The following is a 25,563-nucleotide window of genomic DNA, read 5'->3' as shown; positions in this document are numbered from 1 at the left end:
AGGTATGAGGCAGTGCACATCCGATGCCAAATCCTGGCGCGACGGCTCGGCGTACCGTTCTGCGCAGTCGAGGAGGCGGACACCGCCCGTGGAGAAGGACGCCGACGAGACGGCGACCACACGCGACACCGACGCCGACGGCGCCGGTACCCTGTGAGGAATCGGGTACCGGCGCCGCCGGACAGTCGGTCGTGGCTCGAATCTAGTTGCTGTTCTCCAGCTTCGACGCCGCGCCTGCATCGAGGAACCACACGGTCGATTCGGATCCGACGGCGCCCGCCGACGGGACGTCATCGGAGTCGGCGCCGCCCACTGCAGCGGCCACCGCGTCGGCCTTGGCGTCCCCGGACACCAGGAGCCAGACGTGCTTCGCACGTCGGACAGCGGGCAACGTGAGCGTGATTCTCACCGGCGGCGGTTTCGGTGAATCCTCGACGGCCACCACGTACCGGTGCTGTTCGCGAACGGCGTCGGTGTGCGGGAACAGCGAATTGATGTGTCCCTCACCGCCCATGCCGAGGAGATGCACGTCGAATTCCGGTGTGTGCTCACCGTTCGAGCGGGCACCGAGGATCTGCGCGTACGTTGCCGCAGCCACCTCGGGATCACTGCCGTGCGGCCCGTCCGACGCCGCCATGCGAAACACGCGGTCCGGGTGCACACCCACGTGCTCGAGCAGTGCCTCCGATGCCTGCACTTCGTTGCGTTCGGGATCGCCTGCGGGAAGGAACCGTTCGTCGCCGAAGTAGATGTCGACCTGTCCCCAGTCGATGGCCCCGGAATCCGCGCGGAGGGCCTCGAGAAGCGCGACGCCGGTGCCGCCGCCGGTCAGCACGACCGATGCGACGCCGCGTTCGGCCTGAGCGGCCACGACCACGTCGACGAAGCGGGATCGAGCTGCGTCGACCAATGACTGCGCGTCGAGAAACTGCAGGACGGATTTCTTACTCATAGCTCACCTTCGACAGACCTTTCAAGGCCAGTTCGTAGATTTCGTCGGTATCGAGGCGCCTGAGCTCCTCGGCCAAGCACTCGCGGGTTCCACGTCGAGCAAGCGCGACCTCCGCGTCGGGTTGGCCGGTTCTGCGCAGCGTGGCGGTTTTTCCGGTCTGCGGGCGGGTGATGGAGATGCTGGTGGTCTCGCGATCCAGCACGACCTTCAGCTCACCCGTTCGACGATGCACCGGAACCTCCAGCTTGGCCGCGAGCCAACCGGCGAGGATGTCCAGCGCCGGCTCCTCGGCCAGACCGGACACCACCGCGGAGACGACGGATTCGTGCGGTGCCTGATCCAGTGCCGTGGCAAGAAGCCCACGCCAGTAGGTGATTCGGCTCCACGACAGGTCGGTGTCGCCGTCGGTGTAACTGGACAACCTGCTCTTGATCGCAGCCGTCGTGTCCGGTGCGTTGGTCGCATCGGTGATACGGCGAATCGCGAGGCGCCCCAGGGGATCCTGAGCAGGAACGGCAGGTGCTTCGTTGGGCCACCAGGCGACGATCGGTGTGTCCGGCAGCAGGAACGGTATGACGACGCTGTGCTCGTGATCTGCCAGTTCGCCGTTCAGGCGAAGGACGACGACCTCGGACGCTCCTGCGTCACCTCCGACACGAATCTGTGCGTCGAGGCTCGACTCCGCGGACCGGTCACCGTGGATGAGCACGATGACGCGGCACGGATGCTCCCGGGATGCCTCGTTCGCCGCAGCTATCGCGGTCTCCGCTTTCGTGGCGTCCTTGCTGACGACGATCAGCGTCAACACACGCCCGATGGTCACGGCACCGCCGGACTCCCGGAGCGAGACCAGCTGCTTTCCCACCTCGGCTGTCGTCGTCGAGGGAATGTCGACAATCACGGCCTTCTCCATTCGCGTCCGGTACGTTGCATCATCTCGTCGGCGGTCGCCGGACCCCAGGTGCCTGCCTCGTACGGTTCAGCGGTGCCGCCCGACGCCCAGAAGTCGAGAATCGGGTCCAGGATCTTCCAGGACAACTCGACCTCGGCATTGACGGGGAACAGCGACGGTTCCCCGAGCAGAACGTCGAGGATGAGCCGTTCGTACGCCTCCGGCGAAGATTCGGTGAACGCCTGGCCATAGCTGAAGTCCATGCTGACGTCGCGAACCTGCATGCTCGACCCGGGCACCTTCGAACCGAATCGCATGGTCACGCCCTCGTCGGGCTGGACCCTGATCACGAGCGCATTCTGACCGAGCTCCTCGGTCATGGTGGCGTCGAACGGCAGGTGTGGCGCACGTTTGAACACCATGGCGATCTCGGTGACCCTGCGGCCCAGAGCCTTTCCGGTCCGCAGATAGAACGGAACTCCGCCCCAGCGTCTCGTGTCGACCTCGAGTGTGATGGCGGCGTAGGTTTCGGTGCTCGACTCGGGGTCGAATCCCTCTTCCTCCTTGAGTCCCTTGACCTTCTGGCTGCCCTGCCACCCGGCTGCGTACTGACCCCTGGCGGTGGTCTCGGCGAACGGTTCGGCGGGTTTGGTGGCGGAGAGAACCTTGATCTTCTCCGATTGCAGCTCGGACGGGCTGAAGCTGACCGGCTCTTCCATCGCCGTGATCGCCAGCAACTGCAGCAAATGGTTCTGGATGACGTCCCGGGCCGCGCCGATACCGTCGTAATACCCTGCGCGACCGCCCAATCCGATGTCCTCGGCCATCGTGATCTGCACGTGGTCGACGTAGTGGGCGTTCCAGATGGGATCGAACAACTGGTTCGCGAAGCGCAGAGCCAGAATGTTCTGGACGGTTTCCTTGCCCAGGTAGTGATCGATGCGGAAGACGGTGTCCTCGGGGAACACTCGGTTCACGACAGCGTTGAGTTCCTTGGCGCTGTCCAGATCGTGACCGAAAGGCTTCTCGATGACGACTCGGCGCCACTTGCCTTCCTCACGCTGGGCGAGTCCGGAGCGAGAGAGCTGTTCCAGAACGACAGGGAAGGCGCCGGGGGGAATCGACAGGTAGAAGGCGTGATTGCCACCCGTGCCACGAGTTTCGTCGAGTTCGGCGAGCGTGGTCGACAGGGTGTCGAACGCTGCGTCGTCGTCGAACGATCCCTGAACGAAGCGGAATCCCTCGGCGAGGGTGTTCCACACCTCCTCGCTGAACGGCGTACGGGCGTGATCGCGGACCGCGTCGTGCACGATCTGCGCGAAGTCCTCGTTCTCCCAATCACGCCGAGCGAAACCGACGAGGGCGAAACCGGGGGGCAGGAGCCCCCGGTTCGCCAGGTCGTACACCGCAGGCATGAGCTTCTTACGGGCGAGGTCGCCGGTGACACCGAAGATCACGAGGCTGCAGGGACCCGCGATCCGTGGAAGACGCTTGTCACGTGGATCGCGAAGTGGATTGTGCCACTCCGCGGAATCCTTCTGATCGGTTTCTGCGGTGGCCACGTCTCAGCTCTTCTGGCCTGCTTGACGCAGCTGCTCGCCGGTGGCCTCGAGCAGCTCGCTCCAGGACGCCTCGAACTTCTGCACGCCCTCGTTCTCGAGGGTGAGGAACACGTCCGTCACGTCGATTCCGATCGCGGACAGCCGGTCGAAGACTTCCTGCGATTCGGGACCCTTGCCGGAGATGGTGTCTCCCGATACCTCACCGTGGTCGGCGACGGCGTCCAGAGTCTTCTCCGGCATCGTGTTGACGGTGTTGGGGGAGACCAGGTCGGTCACGTACAGCGTGTCGGGGTAGGCGGTGTTCTTGACCCCGGTGGATGCCCACAGTGGCCGCTGCGGACGAGCTCCCGAGCCTGCGAGCTCGTGGAAGCGAGGACCGACCTCGAACGCTTGCTGGTAGGCGACGTACGCCAGGCGAGCATTGGCGAGCGCAGCCTTGCCCTTGAGCGCCTCGGCGTCGGGCGTGCCGATCTTGTCCAGCCGGGCGTCGATCTCCGTGTCGACGCGCGAGACGAAGAACGACGCCACGGAATGGATCTTCGACAGGTCGTGGCCGGCCGCACGTGCAGCTTCCAAGCCCTCCAGGTACGCGCCGATGACGGCCTCGTAGCGTTCGACCGAGAAGATCAGCGTGACGTTCACGCTGATGCCCTCGCCGATGACCTTGGCAATGGCCGGAATGCCTGCCTCGGTCGCGGGGATCTTGATCAGGACGTTGGGTCGGTCGACGATCTTCCACAGCTCGACGGCCTGCGCGATCGTCTTTTCGGTGTCGTGGGCCAGACGCGGATCGACCTCGATCGACACGCGTCCGTCGACGCCTGCCGAGGACTCGTAGATCGGAGCGAAGATGTCGCAGGCGTTGCGCACGTCGTCGGTGGTGACGGTGCGGATCGTCGCGTCGACGTCCGCTCCGCGCTCGGCGAGCTCGGTGACCTGGGCGTCGTAGGCGTCGCCCTTGCTCAGTGCCGCCTGGAAGATCGACGGATTGGTGGTGACGCCGACGACACTCTTGCTGTCGATGAGCTCCTGCAGGTTGCCGGAGGTGATGCGGTCTCGGGACAGATCGTCGAGCCAGACGGATACGCCTGCTGCGGACAGATCTGCGAGGTTCTTGTTCTGGGTCATGGGTTATCCCTTCACGTTGGTGATGGAGCGCTGCGCGGCGGCGACCACTGCGTCGGCCGTGAATCCGTACTCGCGGAAAAGGGTCTTGGCGTCGGCGGATTCTCCGTAGTGCTCGAGCGAGATGATCTCGCCGAAGCCGCCGACGATCGGGTACCACGGCATCGCGATGCCCGCTTCGATGGAGACGCGAGCCTTGACCGTGGGCGGAAGAACCTGGTCGCGGTAGTTCTGGTCCTGGCTGTTGAACCACTCGACACACGGCATTGACACGACCCGTGCGGCGATTCCCTGTGCTTCCAGCGTCTTCTGTGCCTCGACTGCGTACTGGAGCTCGGAACCCGTTCCGATCAGGATCACGTCCGGAGCAGCCTTCGACGACTCGACGAGGACGTAGCCGCCCTTCGAGACCCCCTCGTAGCTGGTGCCCTCGAGGACCGGGATGCCCTGACGGGTCAGTGCCAGGCCGACGGGTCCGCTGCTGCTGGAACGCGCGAGCGTCGACTGCCAGGCGTACGCCGTCTCGTTGGCATCGCCCGGACGGACGACGGACAGGTTGGGGATGGCGCGCAGTGCGGCGAGGTGCTCGACGGGCTGATGCGTCGGGCCGTCCTCGCCGAGGCCGATGGAATCGTGCGTCCAGACGTAGATCGGGTCGATGTCCATCAGCGACGCGAGCCGGACTGCGGGGCGCATGTAGTCACTGAACTGCATGAACGTTCCGCCGTACGCCCGGGTCGGCCCGTGCATGACGATGCCGGACAGGATCGAGCCCATCGCGTGCTCACGGATTCCGAAGTGCAGAGTCCGTCCGTAGGGCTCGGCATCCCAGTCGTCGGTGGAGATGGACGTGGGCCCGAAGGACTTCGCGCCCTTGATGGTGGTGTTGTTGCTGCCGGCGAGGTCGGCGGATCCGCCCCACAGTTCGGGAAGAACGGGTCCGACGGCACTCAGAACTTCGCCGGACGCGGCGCGGGTCGCGATCGCCTTGCTGCCGGGCTCCCACGTCGGCAGGACGTCGGTCCAGCCCTCGGGGAGATCGCCCGCGGTCAGTCGATCCAGCAACTTCTTGCGCTCGGGCTCACGCGCAGCCCACGCGTCGAATTCCGTGTTCCATTCCGCGTGCGCCTTGCGGCCGCGCTCCTGCAGTCCGCGCGTGTGGTCGATGACCTCGTCGGTGACCTCGAACTTCTTTTCCGGGTCGAAGTCGAGTGCCTTCTTGACCTTGGCGATTTCCTCGTCGCCGAGGGCTGCACCGTGAACTGCGCCGGTGTTCATCATCGTCGGCGCCGGGAACCCGATGATGGTCCGCAGCACGATGATCGACGGCTTGTCGGTCACGGCCTTCGCGGCCTCGATGGCTTCCTCGATGGCCGTGACGTTCTCGCCGCCCTCGACGACCTGCACGTGCCAGCCGTATGCCTCGTAGCGTGCGGCGGTGTTCTCCGACAAGGCGATGTCGGTGGCGTGCTCGATCGAGATCTTGTTGTCGTCGTAGAACAGGATGAGGTTGCCGAGCTGCTGCGTGCCGGCGAGCGAGGACGCCTCCGACGTCACACCTTCCTCGATGTCGCCGTCGGATGCGATGACGTAGATGAAGTGGTCGAACGGGCTCGTCCCGAGCGCGGGCTCGGGATCGAACAGACCGCGCTCGCGACGCGACGCCATGGCCATGCCGACCGCGGAGGCCAAGCCCTGGCCGAGAGGTCCGGTGGTGATCTCCACACCGTCGGTGTGGCGGAACTCCGGGTGGCCCGGAGTCTTGGACTTGAACGTGCGCAACGACTCGATGTCGACCAGTTCGAGACCGAAGCCACCCAAGTACAGCTGCAGGTACAGCGTCAGGCTCGAGTGCCCGCAGGAGAGAACGAATCGGTCGCGCCCGATCCAGTGCGTGTCGTTCGGGTCGTGACGCATGGTCCGCTGGAAGAGGGTGTAGGCCAGGGGCGCGAGACTCATCGCGGTGCCGGGGTGGCCGTTGCCGACCTTCTGCACTGCGTCGGCAGCGAGGACTCTGACAGTGTCGACCGCCCTGGTGTCCAGGTCCGTCCAGTCGCTGGGGTGGTGCGCTGTGGTGAGGACGTCAATATCGTCTGTGATCGACACGAGCAGAGATCTCCTGACATTGGTACGAGTGAGGCAGAACGCGCTCGATCTGGCGCAGATCGAACACGTCGACCACCAGCCTAGTTCCGTCCGGGTCGGCTGTCGTGTCTTCCCCCCGGTCGAGCCCGGGCTGTGTCGTCACAGGGCTCCGTCTCTTCACTTTGGGTGCCCTGAGAATTGGAGTGCAGGTGGTTCACGTCTACCATCGCTTGTAGTAGTGCGCTCGCCTCAGGTTTCTGTGCCGGTGTGCGTGCTGCTCGTTCATGAGTGTCGAGCCCGTGCAAGGAGACGTAGTGCGAATTGGGCAGCAGCCGGGCGGCCACGGATTCGCAGGCGGCCCCAGCCATCCCGAGCACGACGGATCCGCTGGTGGACCCGAGGACGGGCATCGGGCCGGTGCAGCCGAACCGCCGAAGTCGGCTCCTCGACGAGCGCTTGCGCTCGTCATGGCATACGTCGCGCTCACCAAGCCGCGTGTGATCGAACTTCTGCTCGTCACGACGATCCCGGCGATGCTTCTCGCAGATCGAGGCCAGGTGCAGCCCGGTCTGATCCTGACCACGTTGTTCGGTGGAATGCTCGCCGCCGCGTCGGCCAACTGCCTGAACATGGTCGCCGACGCCGATATCGACAAAGTGATGGCCCGCACGGCCAAACGCCCGCTCGCACGCGGCGCGATGCCGGTGTCGCACGCGTTCGTGTTCGGTGTCACCCTGGGAGTCGTCTCGTTCTTCTGGTTGTGGTTCACGACCAACCTGCTGAGCGGCATCCTCGCGGTCGTCACCATCTGCTTCTACATCTTCGTCTACACCCTCGTCCTCAAGCGCCGTACGTCACAGAACGTCGTCTGGGGCGGCGCTGCAGGCTGCATGCCCGTGATGATCGGCTGGTCCGCCGTCACCGGGACAATCGGCTGGCAAGCAGTCGTCATGTTCCTGGTCATCTTCCTGTGGACTCCGCCACACACCTGGGCCCTCATGCTCCGGTACAAGGAGGACTATCAGGCGGCCAACGTCCCGATGCTTCCTGCCGTGGCATCGGAAACCAAGGTGACCAAGCACATCGTCCTGTACGCGTGGGCCACAGTCGGCGCGACGTTCGCTCTGGCGCCCGGTTCGGGAGTCATCTACGCGGCGGTGGCCCTGGCGTCGGGCATCTGGTTCCTCGTCGTGGCGCACCGGCTGTATGCCGGAGTACGCGCAGGCACTCCGGTCAAGCCGTTGAAGTTGTTCATTCTGTCCAACGAGTACCTGGCGTTGGTGTTCTGCGGCCTGGCCGTGGACTCGGTCGTCGGGTGGGACACCCTGAGCCAGCTCCTGTCCTGATCCGGTCTCAGGGAACGAGTACCACCGAGCCCGTCGTGCGGCGCCCCTCCAGCTCGGTATGAGCCGTGGCTGCCTCCGACAGCGGGTGCACCGCACCCACTCGAATGTTCAGAATTCCGTCGGCGATCGCCTTGAACACCTCGCCCGCACGCCACTCGAGCTCACGTCGATCACGAATGTGATGAGCCAGCGTCGGCCGAGTGAGAAACAATGACCCCGCTCCGTTGAGCCGCTGCGGGTCGAACGGCGGTACCGGACCGCTGGCGGCGCCGAACAGTGCGAGCATCCCGCGGATCCGTAGCGAGGCGAGACTCTGCTCGAACGTCGCGGCGCCCACACCGTCGTACACCGCGTGTGCGCCCTCCCCGTCGGTCAGTTCCCGTACCCGCGCTGGGACGTCGTCGGTGTACTTCAGTACCTCCGAGGCACCCGCTTGCCGGGACAGCTCGGCCTTGGCGTCCGTCGATACGGTCGTGATCACACGAACACCCGCCGCGACGGCGAGTTGGGTGAGGATGAGCCCGACGCCACCCGCACCCGCGTGCACGAGCACGGTGTCGCCCGCAGCGGCCGGGTAGGTCGACTTCAGGAGATAGTGGGCCGTCATCCCCTGCAGAAGTGCGGATGCGGCCTGTTCGGCTGGAACACCGTCGGGTACCGCTACCGCGGCCGACGCCGGAACGATCACTTTCTCGGCGTAGCTACCCGGCGCGGTCGCCCAGGCAACGCGCTGACCGACGACGAACTCGCCGACCCCGTCGCCGACGGACTCCACCACCCCCGACCCCTCGTCTCCGGGCACGTACGGCAGTTCGCGTTTGTACAGGCCGGTGCGGAAGTAGGTGTCGATGTAGTTGACGCCTGCGGCTTCGAGCCGCACGAGCAACTGGCCGGGGCCGGGAGTCGGCTCGGCGATGTCGACGGGGACGAGGACCTCCGGTCCACCATGTTCACGGATCTCCAGTGCACGCATGGTGTCTTTGTACACCTGCCGATTCCCAGGGGTTCTGGCCACACGAAGTTACCGAGCGGTATCGTCTTCGAGTATGGCGACCGAAACAGAGACAACATCGCGTGAGACCGACGCGGCCGAGCCGAAGGTCGAGGTGCCTGCAGGTGCCCTCTCGGCAGTCAAGGCGTTCGTCGGAGAGCACGGCGGAACCGGCAATGTCGTGATCCAACCGATCGGACGTGCCGGAACGCGCGTCACCCTGGTCGGTGCCGACGGCGTGTTGGGCGATCAGGTCGTGGAGAACAACGACGTCGCACACGCCCTCGTCGCCGCCGTCGACGGTTTGACCGAATCGGAGTGGGATCGCGAACTCGTCAGTGCAGTCACCCCTGCGCCCGGGCATTACCGCAAGATGGCGGGATGGGTTGCTCGCCAGACTAAATTCCCGAAGGCGCGTAACGCGGCTCTGGAGAAATAGTTCGAAAGATTTTCGGTGGAGGTGGAACCGATCGGGGTTCGGGTCCGTCAAATCTAAGTGGGAGAGGTAGTCGGTCGTCTGAGGGGGAGACCGGCTACCTCTCCTCTCGTGTCTCTCCGGTCAGGAGGGGCTGACCTTCTCGGCGTGTTCGGCAGTGTCGTCGGATGCAGGTATCCGCTTTCGGCACGCTGCCCAGACAGCAGCGGTGGCCGCGGTCGTAGCGCCTGCTCCTGCCACGTGAATGGCCACGAGTGCAGCGGGTACGTCGGTCAGATACTGCACGACTCCGACGAGAGACTGCGCCACCACCACGGCGACCAGTACCTTCAACCTCGTCGTGACGTTCTGCGTCGCCTTGACCGCGTACAGGCCGAACCCGAGACCCACCAAGAGCGCGAGGTACGCCACGAGGAGCTGTGCGTGCAGATGCACGAGCGTGACGATCTCCACCTCGAAGCGAGGGACGGGCTCGTCGATGCTCTTGTCGCCGGCATGCGGACCGGCGCCGGTCAACATCGTTCCGGCTACCAACACACCTGCCATGACGACACCGGACAGTGCGGTCAACAGGCGGAGCGGTTCGGGGACCGTCTTGACGACGACGGAGTCCTCGTCGGATTCGGCCACCTTGAAGTACAGGAGAGTTGCGAGCCACACCATGGCCATCGAGGCCAGGAGGTGGATTGCCACTGTCCACCACAACAGTCCGGTCAGCACGGTGATGCCGCCCAGGATCGCCTGAACGACCGTTCCCAACGGCATGAACCACGCGAACAAAATCACGTTGTTGCGCCTGCGGGCGCGGGTGACAGCGAGGACGACGGCAGCTGCGGCGAGCACGACGACGAACGTCAGAAGGCGGTTGCCGAATTCGACGGCCTGGTGCAGGACCGGTACTTCCGAGACTCCGACGGGTGTGAAACTACCGGGAAAGCACTGCGGCCACGTCGGGCAGCCCAGGCCCGACGCGGTGACGCGGACGATGGCACCGGTCACGGCGATGCCGCCCTGAGTCAGAATGACGACGAACGCCAGGATCTTCTGCGCTCGGACCGAAGGCAACGGCAAGCGGTCGACAATGCGCAAATACGCTCGATACAGCACGTAGCGATGGTAGACGGCGATCAACTACACGCTGTCGTTGACCCCGGCGGTGTCGGTCAGGTGAAGCGGAACGAGCGGCTCGCGAGCACGCCGCACAGTCCTGCCCAGCCGAGAAGAACGGCAATTCCGAACCAGTCGACGGAACCGGTGACCGCCTGACCGAGTGCCTCTGCCAGCGCACCCGACGGCACCAGTCGAGCGATCGTGTGCAGGGTGGTCGGCAGATCGTCGGCCAGTACGACGAGAGACCCGATACCCAGCATCACGAACCAGAGGATGTTCGCGAGGGCCAGGACGATCTCGGCCTTGAGGGTGCCGCCGAGCAGCAGACCCATGGTGGCGAACGTCGTCGTACCCAGCGCGATCACGACTGCGCCGAGCAGCAGGCCGGTGACCTCCGGCCGCCAGCCGAGGGCCAGTCCGATTCCGCCGAGAACCACGGACTGCAGAATCACCACGAGCAGAACGGCGATGGACTTCCCGGCGATGATTCCCCACTTGGGCAGTGGGGTCGCGCCCAACCGTTTGAGTGCTCCGTAGCGGCGATCGAATCCGACGGCGATGGCCTGGCCGGTGAACGCCGTGGACATCACCGCGACCATCATCACCGCGGGCACGACCTGATTCACGGGGTCGTCGCCCATGGCGCCCAGTGGCAGCAGCGTGAGGCCGATCAACAGGGTGATCGGAATGAACATCGTCAGCAGCAGTTGTTCGCCGTTGCGCAGCAGCAACTTCAGCTCGAGCATCGACTGGGCGGACAACATCGTGACCGGAGAGCTGGGCTCGGGTTTCGGTGCGAACAGGCCGTCGGCGAACCTGTTGCTCGCGAGCCGCACGTCTTTGCGAGCCGTCATTTCCTGAGCTCCCTGCCGGTCAATTCGAGGAAGACGTCTTCCAGCCTTCGCTGGTCCACCTGCAGTTCCGTCGCCAGTACGTTCTGTTCGGCGCACCACGACGTCACCGTCACCAGTATGGACGGTTCGATCACGCCCTCGATCGCGTACGACCCGGCACTTTCCTCGACCGGGTGATAGCCGGCCGGAAGGGCCGCGTCGAGCAGCGACAACTCGAGTCCGGCGGGCGCACTGAATCGCAGTCGTCCCTCCGCCCCCTGCTTCGTCAGTTCCGATGCCGTCCCGGACGCGACGATCTTGCCGTTGTCGATGATGACGAGTTCGTCGGCGAGCTGCTCCGCCTCGTCCATCAGATGTGTGGTCAACAAGACGCTGACCCCGTCACGGCGTAATGCATCGACGAGCTCCCAGACGAGCAGCCGAGCCTGCGCGTCGAGCCCGGCCGTCGGCTCGTCGAGAAACACCAGTTCCGGCCGGCCGACGATGGCGCACGCCAACGCCAGACGTTGCTGCTGACCGCCGGACAGCCGCCGGTACGGGGTTCTCGTCGCCTGTGAGAGGCCAAGGCAGTCCAGCAGCCAGTCGGGGTCCAGCGGATCGTTGGAGTACGAGGCGACGAGCTTCAACATCTCGCCCGCTTTCGAACCCGGGTAGGCGCCGCCTCCCTGCAGCATCACGCCGATGCGGGGCCGCAGCTGCGCGGACTGGGTGATCGGATCGAGGCCGAGCACACGCACCGAGCCGGACTCGGGGGCGACGAAGCCCTCGCACATCTCCACCGTCGTCGTCTTGCCCGCACCGTTGGGTCCGAGGAGGGCGAGTACCTGGGCGCGCTCGACGGTGAAGCCGAGCCCGTCCACGGCAACGGTGCCGTCGTACGTCTTGGTCACGTCTGTCAGCTGCACTGCGGGCTGCGTCGAGTTCGACACCCCGCTTCTCGTCTGCGCACCGGCGATCACGAGGAACCAGCGTATTCCCCGACCGGCCGACCGGGTTCCGGTGGTCCGGTCTCGCCTCGCCACGGCAATCGTGATCGGGTGAGCAGGAACAGGATGCCGATGGTCAGGATGGTCATCAGCGCAGCCTGAACGATCTGGAACGGAAGGTACTCACTGCCGTTCGGCATCAGAATGACACTGACGATCGACGAGAAGACGATGGCGGGACCGCGGAACGCCCGCGTCGTCGCCCACGCGGCGAGGGGAGTGACCGCCCACAGCAGGTACCAGGGTTGAACGACTGGAAACAGCAGCACGAGCGCGCCGAGCGAGACACCGAGGGCGCCGACCGGATGCAGGCGTCCCTTCAACACGGCAACGAGCATTCGCAGTGCGATGAAGCCGGCGACGAGGGCGGCGATCGGTCTCGTGAGGCTGAGCACCGCGGTGGTGTGATCACCGAGCCCCAGAAGTACGCCGACGAACCCGGTGCCCAGGCCGAGGATGGTGGGAATGGACATCCAACTCCGCACGACCCCCGCGGTGCCGAGGGTGTGCACCCAGCCGAATCCGAGACCACTGACGGCGCTGACACCGACGATGATGACGATGCTCACCGCTCCGAGCAGAGCGGCAGCCGCCGCGACCGCCCGAAAACTGCCTCCCCATCTGCGGGCGAGGGCCATGCCCACGAATCCCAGCGCGATGAGAGAGGGAATCTTCACCGTCGAGGACAGTGCGATCAGAGCGGCGCCGGACAACAACAGGAGCAGAGATGTCTTCTTCAGTGGATCCGCGGATTCGATGGCGCGCAACGCGAGCTCGGTACCCGCCAGCATCAAACCGATCATCAGCGCTTCGTTGTGGATACCGGCCACCAGGTGGAAGAGCAGGAGAGGGTTCGCGGCGCCCAGCCACAGAGCGCTCACCGCAGCCACACCGCATCGTTTCGCGAGCCTGGGCAATGCCCACACGATCAGCGCGACACCGGCGATCGCCAGTAGGCGGTGCAGGAAGATCCCGGCCACGATGTTCTCACCGGTCAACCACGTGATCCCGCGGCCCATCCAGAGGAACAGCGGACCGTACGGCGCAGGCGTCTCGCGCCAGATGTTGGGGACCGTTCTGGTGAGAACGTTGTCCACGCCGAGGGCGCCGGCAGGGCCGATCTCGTAGGGGTCGAGGCCTCGAGCAGTGATCTCGCTCTGCGCGAGATACGAATAGACGTCGCGGCTGAACATCGGCGGAGCGACGCACAACGGAAGAATCCACAGCAGCAGAGTTCTGTCCAACTGCGACCGCGTCAGGCGCCGCGGAGCCGTGCCGCCTCGCAGGCGCCCCACGGCGAATCGGCCGAGCAACAACCACGCCAACACCACCATCACCGTGCCGGTCATCGTCACCGTCAGTGCAGTGGTGGCCATTCGCGACGGCAGGCTGAGAATCCGAACGCCGACAACCGGGTTCTGCAGTACCGGCTGAGCACCCGCGCCGAGAGCACCCACGGCCATCAGAATCGCGCCGGCAGCGCCGAACCTGCGAATACTCCGGAGCTGTCCGGTCTCGGTAGAATTCAGGCCAGGTGACTCGGCCTCGTCCCCGTGAAGGATCGACACACTCGACTCGCGCTGATCGGCGTCCAGTCCGACCAGGCGACGCAGTGGCCGCACGACGCGTCGCTCGACACCGGATACCGGACGCACGACGTCGACGGAAGAGACCGCGGACTTCGGTTCGATGTTCTGCTCGTCAGCGGGCGGTGGCACCAAAAGAGCGTAGCGGTGCCCCGCGGCCGAGATGAACACCACTGGCTCGAGGTCGGCCTCTCGGATGACCGCCCCCAACACGAGCGCCCCTCGCGATATTCCCTGGTGACGCCACCGGGTGAAGAAGGGCACCCTTGCTGGACCAGTGCAATCAATTCCGTCACACTGGTGTTGTGAAAACCACGACTACCGCGGCGCGCGCAGGCGAAAGCGCCGGTAACGGCACACTCGCCCCTGCTCAAACGCCCGCCGGTGGAGTCGGGGCTTCCGGCGTCGGCCACGACGGTCACACCCGAAGCGCTGTGGTGACCCTACTTCTCGAAGAGGGCCCGATCACCGCGTCGGACATCGGCACCAGGCTCGGTCTGAGCGCGGCCGGTGTTCGTCGTCACCTCGAAGCCCTGATCGACAACGGAGAAGCTCGGGTCGCACCCGCCGCTGCCCTCCGGCAACGAGGCCGAGGCCGCCCCGCCAAGCACTTCCAGTTGACGGCGGCCGGGCGGAACAAGCTGGGCCACACCTACGACGACTTGGCCGGTGCCGCGATGCGGCAACTGCGCAAGATCGGTGGCGACGCTGCGATCGAAACCTTCGCTCGCCAGCGAGTCGACGCGATCGTCGCGGACGTCGAACCGATCAGCGGCGACGAGCCGTCGGACATCGAGGAGGCCGCAGATCGCATCGCCGACGCGTTCACCGCTGCCGGATTCGCCGCATCGACGCGGGTCGTGGGCAACGGCGTGCAGATCTGCCAGCACCACTGCCCGGTGTCGCACGTGGCATCCGAATTTCCCGAGTTGTGCCACGCCGAGCGCGAGGCCTTCGCCGAGCTGCTCGGTACTCACGTGCAGCGTCTGGCCACCATCGCCAACGGTGACTGCGCCTGCACCACGCACGTACCCCTGACCAATCCAGTCGACCTGTCCACCCCCTCCACCCCGTCCGGTGCTCAGCCCAGCACCGGAAATCGCACAAGCCTCCGGAAGGAGCTCGCATGACCGTCACACCAGATCAGGTGACACCAGCAGTGCCGATGACTCAGGACGAGACCATTGCCTCGCTCGGCAACTACGGCTACGGCTGGTCGGACTCGGACGTCGCAGGCGCGAGCGCGCAGCGAGGCCTGTCCGAGGCCGTAGTGCGGGACATCTCCGCGAAGAAGAGCGAGCCGGAGTGGATGCTGGAGGCTCGGTTGAAGGCGCTCAAGACCTTCGACCGCAAGCCCATGCCCAACTGGGGTTCCGACCTCGACGGCATCGACTTCGACAACATCAAGTACTTCGTGCGTTCGTCCGAGAAGCAGGCAGCCACGTGGGACGACCTGCCCGAGGACATCAAGAACACGTACGACAAGCTCGGCATCCCCGAGGCAGAGAAGCAGCGCCTCGTGTCCGGTGTCGCAGCGCAGTACGAGTCCGAGGTCGTGTACCACTCGATTCGTGAAGATCTCGAGGCTCAGGGCGTGCTGTTCCTCGACACCGACACGGCATTGAAGGAGCAGCCCGAGCTGTTCCGTGAGTACTTCGGCACCGTGATTCCTGCCGGTGACAACAAGTTCTCCGCGTTGAACACCGCAGTGTGGTCCGGCGGATCGTTCATCTACGTGCCGCCCGGCGTGCACGTCGACATCCCGCTGCAGGCCTACTTCCGCATCAACACCGAGAACATGGGGCAGTTCGAGCGGACGCTGATCATCGTCGACGAGGGCGCGTACGTGCACTACGTCGAGGGATGCACGGCGCCGATCTACAAGTCGGACTCCCTGCACTCGGCGGTCGTGGAGATCATCGTGAAGAAGGGTGGCCGTTGCCGCTACACGACCATTCAGAACTGGTCCAACAACGTGTACAACCTGGTCACCAAGCGCGCCAAGGCAGAAGCAGGTGCGACGATGGAGTGGATCGACGGCAACATCGGCTCCAAGGTCACCATGAAGTACCCGGCCGTGTGGATGACCGGCGAGTACGCCAAGGGTGAGGTTCTGTCGGTCGCGTTCGCCGGACCGGACCAGCATCAGGACACCGGTTCCAAGATGCTGCACCTCGCGCCGCACACGTCGTCGAACATCGTCAGCAAGTCGGTGGCTCGCGGTGGCGGACGTACCTCCTACCGCGGTCTGATCCAGATCAACAAGGGTGCGCACGGCTCGCGTTCGACGGTGAAGTGCGACGCGCTGCTGGTCGATACGATCTCGCGCTCGGACACCTACCCGTACGTCGACATCCGTGAAGACGACGTGTCGATGGGCCACGAGGCGACGGTGTCGAAAGTCAGTGACGACCAGCTCTTCTACCTGATGAGTCGCGGTCTCACCGAAGACGAGGCCATGGCGATGGTGGTCCGCGGCTTCGTGGAGCCGATCGCCCGCGAACTACCCATGGAATACGCGCTCGAGCTCAACCGGCTCATCGAGCTTCAGATGGAAGGATCGGTCGGTTAAGTGAGCAACCCAGCGGTACCCGCGAACGGTGTGATCGACGCAGTGACGTCGGAGAACCCGGCTCGCGAAGACAAGTCCAAGCTGGTCGCCAACAAGGGCGCCCAGTTCACCTCCTACGACGTGAACGCGTTCGAGGTTCCGTCCGGTCGTGACGAGCTGTGGCGGTTCACGCCGCTGCGACGCCTCCGTGGGCTCCACGACGGCTCGGCGGTGTCCACGGCAGGCGCGAACATCGCGGTGTCCGACGCGGCCGGCGTGACCGTCGAGACCGTAGCCCGCGACGACGCTCGGATCGGTGTGGCCGGTGTGCCCGCCGATCGCATTGCAGCGCAGGCGTACTCGTCGTTCTCCGACGCGACGGTCGTGACCGTCGCCTCGGAGAACGAGGTCGCCGAGCCCATCGAGATCACCGTCACCGGCCCCGGTGCCGACGCGATCGCCTACGGGCATTTGCAGATCCGGCTCGAGAAGTTCGCCGTCGCGACCGTCGTCATCGATCAGGTCGGTAGTGGAACGTACGCCGAGAACATCGAATTCGTGGTCGACGACAGCGCGAAGCTCACGGTCGTGCTGATCCAGGACTGGGAATCCGACGCAGTGCACGTCGCGGCACACCACGCCCGCCTCGGTCGTGACGCAGTGCTGCGGCACTTCAACGTCAGCCTCGGCGGCGATCTCGTCCGAGTCAGCCCGACGGTGCACTACGACGCTCCGGGCGGCGACGCCGAGCTACTGGGTCTGTACTTCGCCGACGCCGGACAGCATCTCGAGCAGCGGCTGCTGGTGGACCACACCGCGCCGAAGTGCAAGTCCAACGTCCTCTACAAGGGCGCCCTGCAAGGTGAAGCAGGACCGGGGAAAGTCGACGCACACACCGTCTGGATCGGCGACGTCCTCATCCGCGCCGAAGCCGAGGACACCTCGACGTTCGAGTTCAACCGCAACCTCGTGCTCACCGACGGTGCACGCGCCGATTCGGTTCCCAACCTCGAAATCGAGACCGGCGAGATTCTCGGTGCCGGGCACGCAAGCGCCACTGGACGTTTCGACGACGAGCAGCTGTTCTACCTACGCGCTCGCGGAATCTCCGAGGATGCCGCACGACGCTTGATCGTGCGCGGGTTCTTCCACGAGATCATCAATCGCATTCCGGTTCCTGCGGTCCGCGAGCGTCTCGACGCCGCGATCGAGACCGAACTCGCCGTCACCGGCGCCTAGTCATTCAACGAACTTCGTAAGGAAATTTCATGTCCACGCTCGAAATCCGCGACCTCCACGTCAGCGTCGCGAACTCCGATGCCACCGCAGAGCCGATCGACATCCTCAATGGTGTCGACCTCACGGTGCGTTCCGGTGAGACGCACGCCATCATGGGTCCCAACGGATCCGGGAAGTCGACGCTGTCCTACGCCATCGCTGGACACCCCAAGTACACCGTCACGTCGGGAACGATCACTCTCGACGGCGAGGACGTTCTCGAGATGAGCGTCGACGAGCGTGCTCGCGCCGGGCTCTTTCTCGCGATGCAGTACCCCGTCGAGGTTCCCGGCGTCTCGATGTCCAACTTCCTGCGCACCGCGGCAACTGCCGTGCGCGGTGATGCACCCAAGCTCCGCCACTGGGTCAAAGAGGTCAAGACCGCGATGGGCGAACTCGAGATCAAAGAAGAGTTCGCCGAGCGCAGTGTCAACGAAGGATTCTCGGGCGGCGAGAAGAAGCGCCACGAGATCCTGCAGCTCGGCTTGCTCAAGCCCAAGATCGCGATCCTCGACGAGACCGACTCCGGTCTCGACGTCGATGCGCTCCGTGTCGTGTCCGAGGGCGTGAACACGTACAAGGAGCGTGAGGACGGTGGCGTGCTGCTGATCACTCACTACACCCGTATCCTGCGCTACATCAAGCCGGACTTCGTGCACGTGTTCGTCGGCGGCAAGATCGTTCAGTCCGGTGGGGCAGAGCTCGCCGACGAGCTCGAGGCCAACGGTTATGCAGGGTTCACTCAGGCTGCACCGACAGGAGCGTGAGAATGGTCGCGCCGGCTGCTCTGAAGGACAGCGCTTTCGACGTCACGTCGATCCGCGCGGATTTTCCGATCCTGGCGAGGACCGTTCGTGACGACAAACCGTTGGTGTACCTGGATTCCGGCGCTACGTCGCAGCGCCCGGTGCAGGTTCTCGACGCGGAGCGGGACTTCCTCGTCACATGCAACGCGGCCGTGCACCGCGGCGCACACCAACTCGCCGAAGAAGCCACCGATGCGTACGAGGGTGCTCGCGCTCTGATCGCATCCTTCGTGGGTTCCGACGTGGACGAGGTCGTGTTCACGAAGAACGCGACCGAGTCGTTGAATCTGGTGACGCACGTGCTCGGTGACGACCGCTTCGACCGCCGAGTCGGTCCTGGCGACGAGATCGTGATCACCGAGCTCGAGCACCACGCCAACCTCGTTCCGTGGCAGGAACTCGCACGACGAACCGGTGCGACACTGCGGTGGTACGGCGTGACCGACGACGGTCGTATCGACCTGGATTCGCTGGAACTGACCGAGCGCGTGAAGGTCGTCGCGTTCACCCACCAGTCCAACGTCACCGGCGCGGTAGCGCCGGTCGAGGAGTTGGTGAGGCGAGCGCGAGCCGTGGGTGCGCTCGTCGTACTCGACGCGTGCCAGTCGGTTCCGCACATGAGCGTCGACTTCCACGCGCTCGACGTGGATTACGCGGCGTTCTCCGGGCACAAGATGCTCGGTCCGTCCGGGGTCGGTGTGTTGTACGGCAAGCGTGAGCTCCTCGATGCCATGCCGCCGTTCATCACCGGCGGCTCGATGATCGAGACCGTGACGATGGAGAAGACGACCTACGCGCCTCCGCCACAGCGGTTCGAGGCGGGCGTGCCGATGACATCGCAGGTCGTCGGACTCGGCGCGGCAGTGCAGTACCTCGAGCGCATCGGAATCGAGGCCATTGCTGCACACGAGAAAGCGCTGGTGGCAGCCACATTGGCCGAGTTCGCCGCGATCGACGGTGTGCGCGTGATCGGGCCGACCGAGAACGTGAACCGGGGCTCTGCAGTGTCGTTCGTCGTCGACGGGATCCACGCCCACGACCTGGGGCAGATCCTCGACGACGAGGGCGTTGCCATCAGAGTCGGTCATCACTGCGCTTGGCCACTGCACCGTAGGTTCGGTGTCGCCGCAACCGCACGAGCATCCTTTGCTCTGTACAACACCGTCGACGAGGTCGCTGTGCTGGCCAACGCAATCCGCCGGGCGCAGACGTTCTTCGGGGTGGGAGCGGAGCCTGCAGGAGTGACTCGAGAGGCTGGGGGTGCTTGATGCGTATGGAGCAGATGTATCAAGAGGTGATCCTCGATCACTACAAGCATCCGCACGGCCGCGGCCTACGTGAACCGTTCGGTGCCGAGGTGCATCACGTCAATCCGACGTGTGGCGACGAGGTGACACTTCGCGTGCACATCTCCGACGACGGCACCGTTGCCGATGTGTCCTACGACGGGCAGGGATGTTCTATCAGTCAGGCGTCGACGTCCGTGCTGACCGATCAGGTCGTCGGGCAGTCGGTGGGTGACGCGCTGAAGATCGTCGAATCGTTCAACGAGATGGTCGGCAGCCGGGGTACCGTCGAAGGTGACGAAGACGTCATCGGTGACGGAATCGCTTTCGCTGGTGTGTCGAGGTATCCCGCGCGTGTGAAGTGCGCGTTGTTGGGATGGATGGCTTTCAAGGACGCGGTTGTTCGAATAGTGGACGAGAGCCCGACAGTGAACGAGAAGACAGCGGGACCTGCTGAACCCGCACGATCGTAGGGACGACAAGAATGACCGAAACTGACACCACCGTGACAGAGACGACGGAGAGCGCCCAGGCGCCTGCGCCGTTGACCCCCGAGGAGATCAAGGTCCTCGAGGATCTCGAAGAAGCGATGCGTGACGTCGTGGACCCCGAACTGGGCATCAACGTCGTCGACCTGGGTCTCGTGTACGACATCAAGATCGACGACGAGGAAATCGTCACGATCGACATGACGCTGACGTCGGCGGCCTGCCCGCTGACCGATGTCATCGAGGATCAGGCGCGGGGTGCGCTCGTTCGCAGCGGCCTGTGCTCGGACCTGAAGATCAACTGGGTCTGGATGCCGCCGTGGGGCCCGGACAAAATCACCGACGACGGTCGTGAGCAGCTCAGGGCACTCGGCTTCACCGTGTAGCGACAGATCTCGCACAGACGGAGCTCCCTAGAACAGAGCTCACGGAGCAGGAAGTACTCAGGCGCCCTTGCGTGCCTGAGTACTTTTGGCGGCAGTCTTCTTGGCTGCCGCCTTTTTTGCGGGTGCCTTCTTGGCTGCGGCTTTCTTGGCCGGCGCTTTCTTTTCGGCCGTCTTCTTCGCGGGTTCCGAGGAACCGCCGGAACTCTTCGCGTTCTTGCCCGCGGCTTCGACACTCCGCTGTAGCGCGGCGACCAGGTCCACCACCTCGGCGTCCTCACCGTCGTCGGACGACGATTCGTCGGTCTGAATCACCTTCTCGCCACCGTTGGCGATCGTGTCGTCGATGAGTTTGCGGAGTTCGATCTGGTAGTCGTCGGTGAACTCGGTCGGATCGAAATCCGACGACATGCTTTCCACCAGCGACGTCGCCATCTTCACTTCCTGTGGGCGCGCGCCGGGGGCGTCTTCGAGCGACGGGAACTCGGCGGCGCGAACCTCGTCGGGCCAGAGCAGGGTCTGAATCACCAGTACGTCGTCGCGTACGCGCAGAGCAGCCAAACGCGTCTTCTGCCGGAGAGTGAAGTGCACGAGCGCTGTTCGCTCGGTTTCCAGCAAAGTCTGGCGCAGCAACACGTAGGCCTTGGGGGACGACGAATCGGGTTCGAGAAAATAACTCTTGTCGAAGAGAATCGGATCGATCTGGTCCGTCGGAACGAACTCGAGCACGGGTATCTCGTGTTTCTCCGCGGCAGGCAATTTGTCGAAGTCCTGGTCGGTGAGAATGACGCGTTCCCCGTCGGGAGAGTCGTAGGCCTTGTCGATGTCCGCGAACTGCACCGAGTTACCGCACTCCGAACACACCCTGTCGTACTTGATGCGGCCGCCGTCCTTCGCGTGCACCTGGTGGAACCTGATGTCGTGTGTCTCGGTCGCCGAGTAGACCTTCACCGGGACGTTGACGAGCCCGAAGGCGATCGATCCCTTCCAAATGGAACGCATGGGGTTCATGATTCACGAGATACGTGCGTCAGTCGACCCCAATGGGCAGAAAACTATCGGCCTGCAACTGTTCGCGCAATGGCAATCCTGGCCGCGGTGGGCAGCGTCGGAAACATGCGGGTCATCGCCAGTGCGGTGCCCTTCGGATCTGCCCGACCGGACAGGTAGGCGCGCTGCAGCGGAACCGGCAGATCGAAGAAGCTCGCGAAGAAGTGTGGAACGAGCTCCGGTTCGAGTCCGAGGGCGGTTCGAAGTCCGAGGTTGCGCAGCTTCTGTACCGCCCAGATCGACAGCGAGCCCATTCGCTCACCTCGCCCGATGAAGTCGACCACCTCGTCTGCGGCGCTGAGCGAAGCCGCGACGCTGTAGCCGGTGGCAGGATGCATCATCGACGACCTGGCTCCGAAACGAACCACTCCACGTTCAGCGCCGTTCCTCGGTGGCGGCTGGACGGGAAATCGGACCCGCTCGACCGGCTCGGCGCCCGAGACGATCACCCCTCTGTTCCGCAGCCGAGTCCTCAGGCGCTCCTCGAGGACAGCGAAGCTCAGTGCCGGCCTTCCCACCAGGCAGGTCTCCTCGAGCAATACGGTCTCGGCGTCGAGTGACACCGCGTAGAGAAAGCTGGGGACATCGGTCGGTGCCGCACCGTTGTCGCGGCGCCAGTCCATGAACCATGCGTCGACGCCGTCGAGCGCGGGCGATGCGACATCTCTCGGCACCATGATGCCGAACGCTGTCTGTTCGGCGAGGCCCACCTCGCCGATCGTTCCACGAGCGTCGACGACCGTTCCGGCGCGTAATACCGTGCCGTCGGCGAGGGTCGCCGCATTCGCGCTGACGGACTCGGCGTGTGCCTGCACCTCCTGCACGCCGTCGGACCGGAGACTGCGCTGCAGCGCAGGCGTGTCGAGTACGCAATACGGCCGCTCGATCGACAGGCGAGCCGTGGTGAACACGGTGGGGCTCGACGTTCTGGTGGCCACGACGTCGGGGGACAGCCACCCTGGAAGCTCGTCCGACCACGCGGAGTAGGTCGGCGTCCACGCCCTCTCGGGATGGGGGTCCACAGCGATCACCGTCATGCCCGCCGCAGATGCTCGCGTACTCAGCGCACGACCGGCCGGCCCGAGTCCGATCACCACGACATCGGCGGAACGAGAGGCGTTCACAGCCCTCCGGTGGCCAGGAGACCTCCGTCGATCCGCACGGTCTCGCCGGTGATCCACGACGATTCGTCCGATACGAGAAACGCGACCAACGACGCCACGTCCTCGGGGACTCCCAAACGCCTCAGCGGGTACGCGGCCGACGCGGTGTCCTCGCCGCCGGCGACCAGTGCTTCGGCGAATTTCGTCTTCACCACGCCGGGGGCGACCGCATTGACGCGAATTGTCGGTCCCAGCTGCCAGGCAAGTTCCTCGGTCAACCTGATCAGTGCGGCCTTCGACGCCCCGTACGCCGCGATGACACCGGTCGACCGGATACCGGCGACACTGGCGAGGTTGACGACGGCGCCGCCGTGCTCCTTCATCCAGGCTCGGTACGCCTCCTGCACGAACCCGAGAGTCGCGACGACGTTGGTGTCGAAGATCTTCTTGACGCCTGCGAGGTCCGCTTCCATCAACGACCCGTACACCGGATTGATGCCGGTGTTGTTGACCAGAATGTCCAAGGACCCGAGTTCGGCGACGGTCCGATCGACTGCGTCTCGACGGGAATCCGCGTCACCTGCGTTACCGGCGATGGTCAGCACCTTCGCGCCATCGGGTGCCGCGGCCTGCAGTTCGCCGGCGGCGTCGGCGAGCGGTTCCGGTTTGCGGGCGGTGATCGCAACGTTCGCACCGCGCCCGAGCAACTCGGCGGCGATTGCCTTGCCGATTCCCCGGCTGGCGCCGGTCACCAGAGCGGTTCTTCCGGTCAGATCCTTGCGTGGTGCAGTGTTCGCGGCTGTCATGGGCGAGACGTTACCGGTGTCACTGTCGCGGGTGGTCGGAGCACGCCGTTCGACGGTCTAAAATGAGTGGTTGCTCTGTCTTCGAGTCCTCGCCGTGCACATGGTGCGGGGGAACAACCGATCGACTTGCATGCCCTGTTGTCTTCCCAGTCCAAGGAGCCCACGCGTGATCACCGCCACCGACCTCGAAGTTCGTGCCGGTGTCCGCACGTTGCTCTCGGCGCCAGGACCAGCCCTTCGCGTGCAGGCCGGCGACAGGATCGGGCTCGTCGGTCGTAACGGTGCAGGCAAGACCACGACCTTGCGCATCCTGGCCGGCGAGGGCGAGCCGTACGCGGGCTCCGTCGTACGTACCGGTGAGCTGGGCTATCTACCGCAGGACCCGAAAGAGGGAGACCTCGACGTTCTCGCGAAGGATCGAGTGCTGTCCGCGCGCGGACTCGACACGCTGCTGCACAAGATGGAGAAGCAGCAGGCGTTGATGGCCGAGACGGCCGACGAGGATCGCCTGGACCGCGCGGTACGCAAGTACGGCGAGCTCGAGGAACGATTCGCGTCGCTCGGCGGCTACGAGGCCGAGAGCGAAGCTGCCCGAATCTCCAACAGCCTGGGGTTGCCGGATCGCATCCTCGGCCAACCGCTCCGCACGCTGTCCGGAGGACAGCGCCGTCGCGTGGAGCTCGCCCGCATTCTGTTCGCCGCGTCGGACGGTAGCGGCGGCCGCTCCACCACCACACTTCTGCTCGACGAGCCCACCAACCACCTCGACGCCGATTCGATCACGTGGCTCCGCGGTTTTCTGCAGAACCACGAGGGCGGGCTGATCGTGATCAGTCACGACGTGGAACTGCTCGGCGACGTGGTCAACCGTGTGTGGTTCCTCGACGCGGTGCGCGGCGAAGCGGACATCTACAACATGAACTGGAAGAAGTACCTCGACGCGAGGGCAACGGACGAACAGCGTCGTCGTCGCGAACGTGCCAATGCGGAGAAGAAGGCGGGTGCCCTACGCGTACAGGCCGCCAAGATGGGCGCGAAAGCCACCAAAGCCGTTGCAGCGCAGAACATGGCGAAGCGCGCTGACAAACTGTTGGCCAATCTGGACGCCGAGCGGGTATCGGACAAGGTTGCGCACATTCGCTTCCCGGAGCCCGCGCCCTGCGGAAAGACTCCGCTGATGGCCAAGAACCTCACGAAGATGTACGGATCCCTCGAAATCTTCGCCGGCGTCGATCTCGCCATCGACCGAGGAAGCCGTGTGGTGGTACTCGGGCTGAACGGCGCAGGCAAGACAACTCTTCTCCGTATCCTCGCCGGCACGGAGAAAGCCGACACGGGCGACATCGAACCGGGCCACGGCATGCGCGTCGGATATTTCGCTCAGGAACACGACACCCTCGACGACAACGCGTCGGTGTGGGAGAACATTCGGCACGCGGCTCCGGACACGGGCGAGCAGGAACTTCGTTCGCTGCTCGGTGCGTTCATGTTCACCGGCCCTCAACTCGAGCAGCCCGCGGGGACTCTGTCCGGCGGTGAGAAGACCCGTCTGGCACTGGCTGGTCTGGTCTCGTCGGCGGCGAACGTACTTCTGTTGGACGAGCCCACCAACAATCTCGATCCGATCTCGCGCGAGCAGGTGCTCGACGCCTTGCGGAGTTACAAGGGTGCCGTCGTGCTCGTCACGCACGATCCGGGTGCTGCCGAAGCGCTGTCACCGGAACGCGTCATTCTTCTTCCCGACGGCACCGAGGATCACTGGTCACAGGAGTACCTGGAGCTGATTCAGCTCGCGTGATCGAGTTCGACGCGTTCGGCCATGCCGCGCGTCCTCTGTCCTCTACCCTGAATCCGCGGGGGAATTTCGGTGAGCGAGCACATTCGTGG

General features: G+C 64.8%; 24 protein-coding genes. 11 read left to right on the top strand and 13 right to left on the bottom strand.

Annotation, left to right across the window (positions count from 1 at the left end; all coding sequences use genetic code 11):
• Positions 1-4: 4 nt before the first annotated feature.
• On the top strand, positions 5-157 hold the full coding sequence (locus tag CH292_RS28990) for a hypothetical protein (protein ID WP_020110115.1): 153 nt from the start codon (positions 5-7) through the stop codon (positions 155-157).
• A gap of 45 nt (positions 158-202) precedes the next feature.
• Here the strand turns inward: CH292_RS28990 and pgl are convergent, their stop codons facing one another.
• The 5 genes from pgl to tkt are packed head-to-tail and all read right to left on the bottom strand — an operon-like array spanning position 203 to position 6,637.
• Positions 203-952 (bottom strand): 6-phosphogluconolactonase, encoded by a 750-nt coding sequence (gene pgl, locus CH292_RS22935; protein ID WP_019666354.1) that lies wholly within the window; start codon positions 950-952, stop codon positions 203-205.
• The gene (opcA, locus tag CH292_RS22930) at positions 945-1,853 is read right to left on the bottom strand and encodes a glucose-6-phosphate dehydrogenase assembly protein OpcA (protein ID WP_026348006.1); all 909 of its coding nucleotides are present in this window, start codon (positions 1,851-1,853) and stop codon (positions 945-947) included. Before opcA ends, pgl begins: the two co-directional genes overlap by 8 nt.
• Positions 1,850-3,406: a glucose-6-phosphate dehydrogenase gene (gene zwf / locus CH292_RS22925; protein WP_019666352.1), complete on the bottom strand. Its 1,557-nt coding sequence runs from the start codon at positions 3,404-3,406 to the stop codon at positions 1,850-1,852. Before zwf ends, opcA begins: the two co-directional genes overlap by 4 nt.
• A 3-nt stretch (positions 3,407-3,409) precedes the next feature.
• The gene (tal, locus tag CH292_RS22920; protein ID WP_019666351.1) at positions 3,410-4,534 is read right to left on the bottom strand and encodes a transaldolase; all 1,125 of its coding nucleotides are present in this window, start codon (positions 4,532-4,534) and stop codon (positions 3,410-3,412) included.
• 3 nt (positions 4,535-4,537) lie between these two features.
• Positions 4,538-6,637, bottom strand: a complete 2,100-nt coding sequence (gene tkt, locus CH292_RS22915) for a transketolase (RefSeq protein WP_094655817.1) — start codon at positions 6,635-6,637, stop codon at positions 4,538-4,540.
• A 293-nt stretch (positions 6,638-6,930) separates the two neighbouring features.
• Between tkt and CH292_RS22910 the strand changes: the two genes are divergently transcribed.
• Entirely contained in the window at positions 6,931-7,962 is a 1,032-nt protein-coding gene (locus CH292_RS22910) for a heme o synthase (RefSeq protein WP_020110113.1), read from the top strand.
• Between the two features lie 7 nt (positions 7,963-7,969).
• On the opposite strand, the gene CH292_RS22905 is transcribed toward CH292_RS22910, so the two are convergent.
• On the bottom strand, positions 7,970-8,935 hold the full coding sequence (locus CH292_RS22905) for a quinone oxidoreductase (protein WP_179278046.1): 966 nt from the start codon (positions 8,933-8,935) through the stop codon (positions 7,970-7,972).
• Positions 8,936-9,008: 73 nt separating this feature from the next.
• Here CH292_RS22905 and CH292_RS22900 point away from each other — a divergent pair, with 73 nt between their 5' ends.
• Complete coding sequence (locus CH292_RS22900) at positions 9,009-9,392, top strand: hypothetical protein (RefSeq protein ID WP_019666347.1); 384 nt, start codon at positions 9,009-9,011, stop codon at positions 9,390-9,392.
• A 120-nt stretch (positions 9,393-9,512) separates the two neighbouring features.
• On the opposite strand, the gene CH292_RS22895 is transcribed toward CH292_RS22900, so the two are convergent.
• From CH292_RS22895 to mptB, 4 genes are read right to left on the bottom strand one after another with little or no spacing between them, the layout of a single operon-like run.
• Complete coding sequence (locus CH292_RS22895; RefSeq protein WP_033189746.1) at positions 9,513-10,496, bottom strand: heme A synthase; 984 nt, start codon at positions 10,494-10,496, stop codon at positions 9,513-9,515.
• A 56-nt stretch (positions 10,497-10,552) separates the two neighbouring features.
• On the bottom strand, positions 10,553-11,353 hold the full coding sequence (locus CH292_RS22890; protein WP_019666345.1) for an ABC transporter permease: 801 nt from the start codon (positions 11,351-11,353) through the stop codon (positions 10,553-10,555).
• Positions 11,350-12,282, bottom strand: a complete 933-nt coding sequence (locus CH292_RS22885) for an ABC transporter ATP-binding protein (RefSeq protein WP_179275339.1) — start codon at positions 12,280-12,282, stop codon at positions 11,350-11,352. Before CH292_RS22885 ends, CH292_RS22890 begins: the two co-directional genes overlap by 4 nt.
• A 26-nt stretch (positions 12,283-12,308) precedes the next feature.
• Positions 12,309-13,961 carry a polyprenol phosphomannose-dependent alpha 1,6 mannosyltransferase MptB gene (mptB, locus tag CH292_RS22880; RefSeq protein WP_230594255.1) on the bottom strand — a complete coding sequence of 551 codons (1,653 nt, stop codon included), beginning with the start codon at positions 13,959-13,961 and terminating at the stop codon, positions 12,309-12,311.
• A 269-nt stretch (positions 13,962-14,230) separates the two neighbouring features.
• Between mptB and CH292_RS22875 the strand changes: the two genes are divergently transcribed.
• The 7 genes from CH292_RS22875 to CH292_RS22845 are packed head-to-tail and all read left to right on the top strand — an operon-like array spanning position 14,231 to position 20,720.
• Positions 14,231-15,055 (top strand): metalloregulator ArsR/SmtB family transcription factor, encoded by an 825-nt coding sequence (locus CH292_RS22875; protein WP_179282851.1) that lies wholly within the window; start codon positions 14,231-14,233, stop codon positions 15,053-15,055.
• A complete protein-coding gene (gene sufB / locus CH292_RS22870; RefSeq protein ID WP_019666341.1) occupies positions 15,052-16,497 on the top strand; it encodes a Fe-S cluster assembly protein SufB in 1,446 nt (481 codons plus the stop codon). The genes CH292_RS22875 and sufB overlap by 4 nt, the downstream gene beginning before the upstream one ends.
• Complete coding sequence (gene sufD / locus CH292_RS22865) at positions 16,498-17,715, top strand: Fe-S cluster assembly protein SufD (RefSeq protein WP_020110108.1); 1,218 nt, start codon at positions 16,498-16,500, stop codon at positions 17,713-17,715.
• Between the two features lie 29 nt (positions 17,716-17,744).
• Positions 17,745-18,521 (top strand): Fe-S cluster assembly ATPase SufC, encoded by a 777-nt coding sequence (gene sufC / locus CH292_RS22860; protein WP_020110107.1) that lies wholly within the window; start codon positions 17,745-17,747, stop codon positions 18,519-18,521.
• Between the two features lie 2 nt (positions 18,522-18,523).
• Entirely contained in the window at positions 18,524-19,828 is a 1,305-nt protein-coding gene (locus CH292_RS22855; RefSeq protein ID WP_094655815.1) for a cysteine desulfurase, read from the top strand.
• Positions 19,828-20,319: a Fe-S cluster assembly sulfur transfer protein SufU gene (gene sufU, locus CH292_RS22850; RefSeq protein WP_094628158.1), complete on the top strand. Its 492-nt coding sequence runs from the start codon at positions 19,828-19,830 to the stop codon at positions 20,317-20,319. Before CH292_RS22855 ends, sufU begins: the two co-directional genes overlap by 1 nt.
• 11 nt (positions 20,320-20,330) lie before the next feature.
• A complete protein-coding gene (locus CH292_RS22845) occupies positions 20,331-20,720 on the top strand; it encodes a metal-sulfur cluster assembly factor (protein ID WP_019666336.1) in 390 nt (129 codons plus the stop codon).
• A gap of 57 nt (positions 20,721-20,777) precedes the next feature.
• On the opposite strand, the gene CH292_RS22840 is transcribed toward CH292_RS22845, so the two are convergent.
• The 3 genes from CH292_RS22840 to CH292_RS22830 are packed head-to-tail and all read right to left on the bottom strand — an operon-like array spanning position 20,778 to position 23,676.
• The gene (locus tag CH292_RS22840) at positions 20,778-21,719 is read right to left on the bottom strand and encodes a Ku protein (RefSeq protein WP_094655814.1); all 942 of its coding nucleotides are present in this window, start codon (positions 21,717-21,719) and stop codon (positions 20,778-20,780) included.
• 53 nt (positions 21,720-21,772) lie between these two features.
• Positions 21,773-22,891 (bottom strand): lycopene cyclase family protein, encoded by a 1,119-nt coding sequence (locus CH292_RS22835; protein ID WP_037163109.1) that lies wholly within the window; start codon positions 22,889-22,891, stop codon positions 21,773-21,775.
• Positions 22,888-23,676 (bottom strand): SDR family oxidoreductase, encoded by a 789-nt coding sequence (locus tag CH292_RS22830; protein ID WP_019666333.1) that lies wholly within the window; start codon positions 23,674-23,676, stop codon positions 22,888-22,890. The genes CH292_RS22835 and CH292_RS22830 overlap by 4 nt, the downstream gene beginning before the upstream one ends.
• A 166-nt stretch (positions 23,677-23,842) precedes the next feature.
• Between CH292_RS22830 and CH292_RS22825 the strand changes: the two genes are divergently transcribed.
• Positions 23,843-25,474 carry an ABC-F family ATP-binding cassette domain-containing protein gene (locus CH292_RS22825; protein ID WP_019666332.1) on the top strand — a complete coding sequence of 544 codons (1,632 nt, stop codon included), beginning with the start codon at positions 23,843-23,845 and terminating at the stop codon, positions 25,472-25,474.
• The last annotated feature ends 89 nt before the right edge of the window (positions 25,475-25,563 follow it).

This window comes from Rhodococcus sp. 14-2470-1a (genome assembly GCF_002259425.1).
GTDB lineage: Bacteria > Actinomycetota > Actinomycetes > Mycobacteriales > Mycobacteriaceae > Rhodococcoides > Rhodococcoides fascians_E.
Note: the sequence above shows the minus strand (reverse complement) of the source record. Positions and strands in the feature narration are given on the sequence as shown.

Bases quoted from the DNA above. Each gene is read 5' to 3' on its own strand.
- CH292_RS22855 (WP_094655815.1), top strand. From the start codon at position 18,524: ATGGTCGCGCCGGCTGCTCTGAAGGACAGCGCTTTCGACGTCACGTCG.
- sufU (WP_094628158.1), top strand. From the start codon at position 19,828: ATGCGTATGGAGCAGATGTATCAAGAGGTGATCCTCGATCACTACAAG.
- CH292_RS22840 (WP_094655814.1), bottom strand. From the start codon at position 21,719: ATGCGTTCCATTTGGAAGGGATCGATCGCCTTCGGGCTCGTCAACGTC.
- CH292_RS22845 (WP_019666336.1), top strand. From the start codon at position 20,331: ATGACCGAAACTGACACCACCGTGACAGAGACGACGGAGAGCGCCCAG.
- CH292_RS22905 (WP_179278046.1), bottom strand. From the start codon at position 8,935: ATGCGTGCACTGGAGATCCGTGAACATGGTGGACCGGAGGTCCTCGTC.
- CH292_RS22900 (WP_019666347.1), top strand. From the start codon at position 9,009: ATGGCGACCGAAACAGAGACAACATCGCGTGAGACCGACGCGGCCGAG.
- CH292_RS22890 (WP_019666345.1), bottom strand. From the start codon at position 11,353: ATGACGGCTCGCAAAGACGTGCGGCTCGCGAGCAACAGGTTCGCCGAC.
- pgl (WP_019666354.1), bottom strand. From the start codon at position 952: ATGAGTAAGAAATCCGTCCTGCAGTTTCTCGACGCGCAGTCATTGGTC.
- tal (WP_019666351.1), bottom strand. From the start codon at position 4,534: ATGACCCAGAACAAGAACCTCGCAGATCTGTCCGCAGCAGGCGTATCC.
- CH292_RS22830 (WP_019666333.1), bottom strand. From the start codon at position 23,676: ATGACAGCCGCGAACACTGCACCACGCAAGGATCTGACCGGAAGAACC.
- sufB (WP_019666341.1), top strand. From the start codon at position 15,052: ATGACCGTCACACCAGATCAGGTGACACCAGCAGTGCCGATGACTCAG.
- sufC (WP_020110107.1), top strand. From the start codon at position 17,745: ATGTCCACGCTCGAAATCCGCGACCTCCACGTCAGCGTCGCGAACTCC.
- CH292_RS28990 (WP_020110115.1), top strand. From the start codon at position 5: ATGAGGCAGTGCACATCCGATGCCAAATCCTGGCGCGACGGCTCGGCG.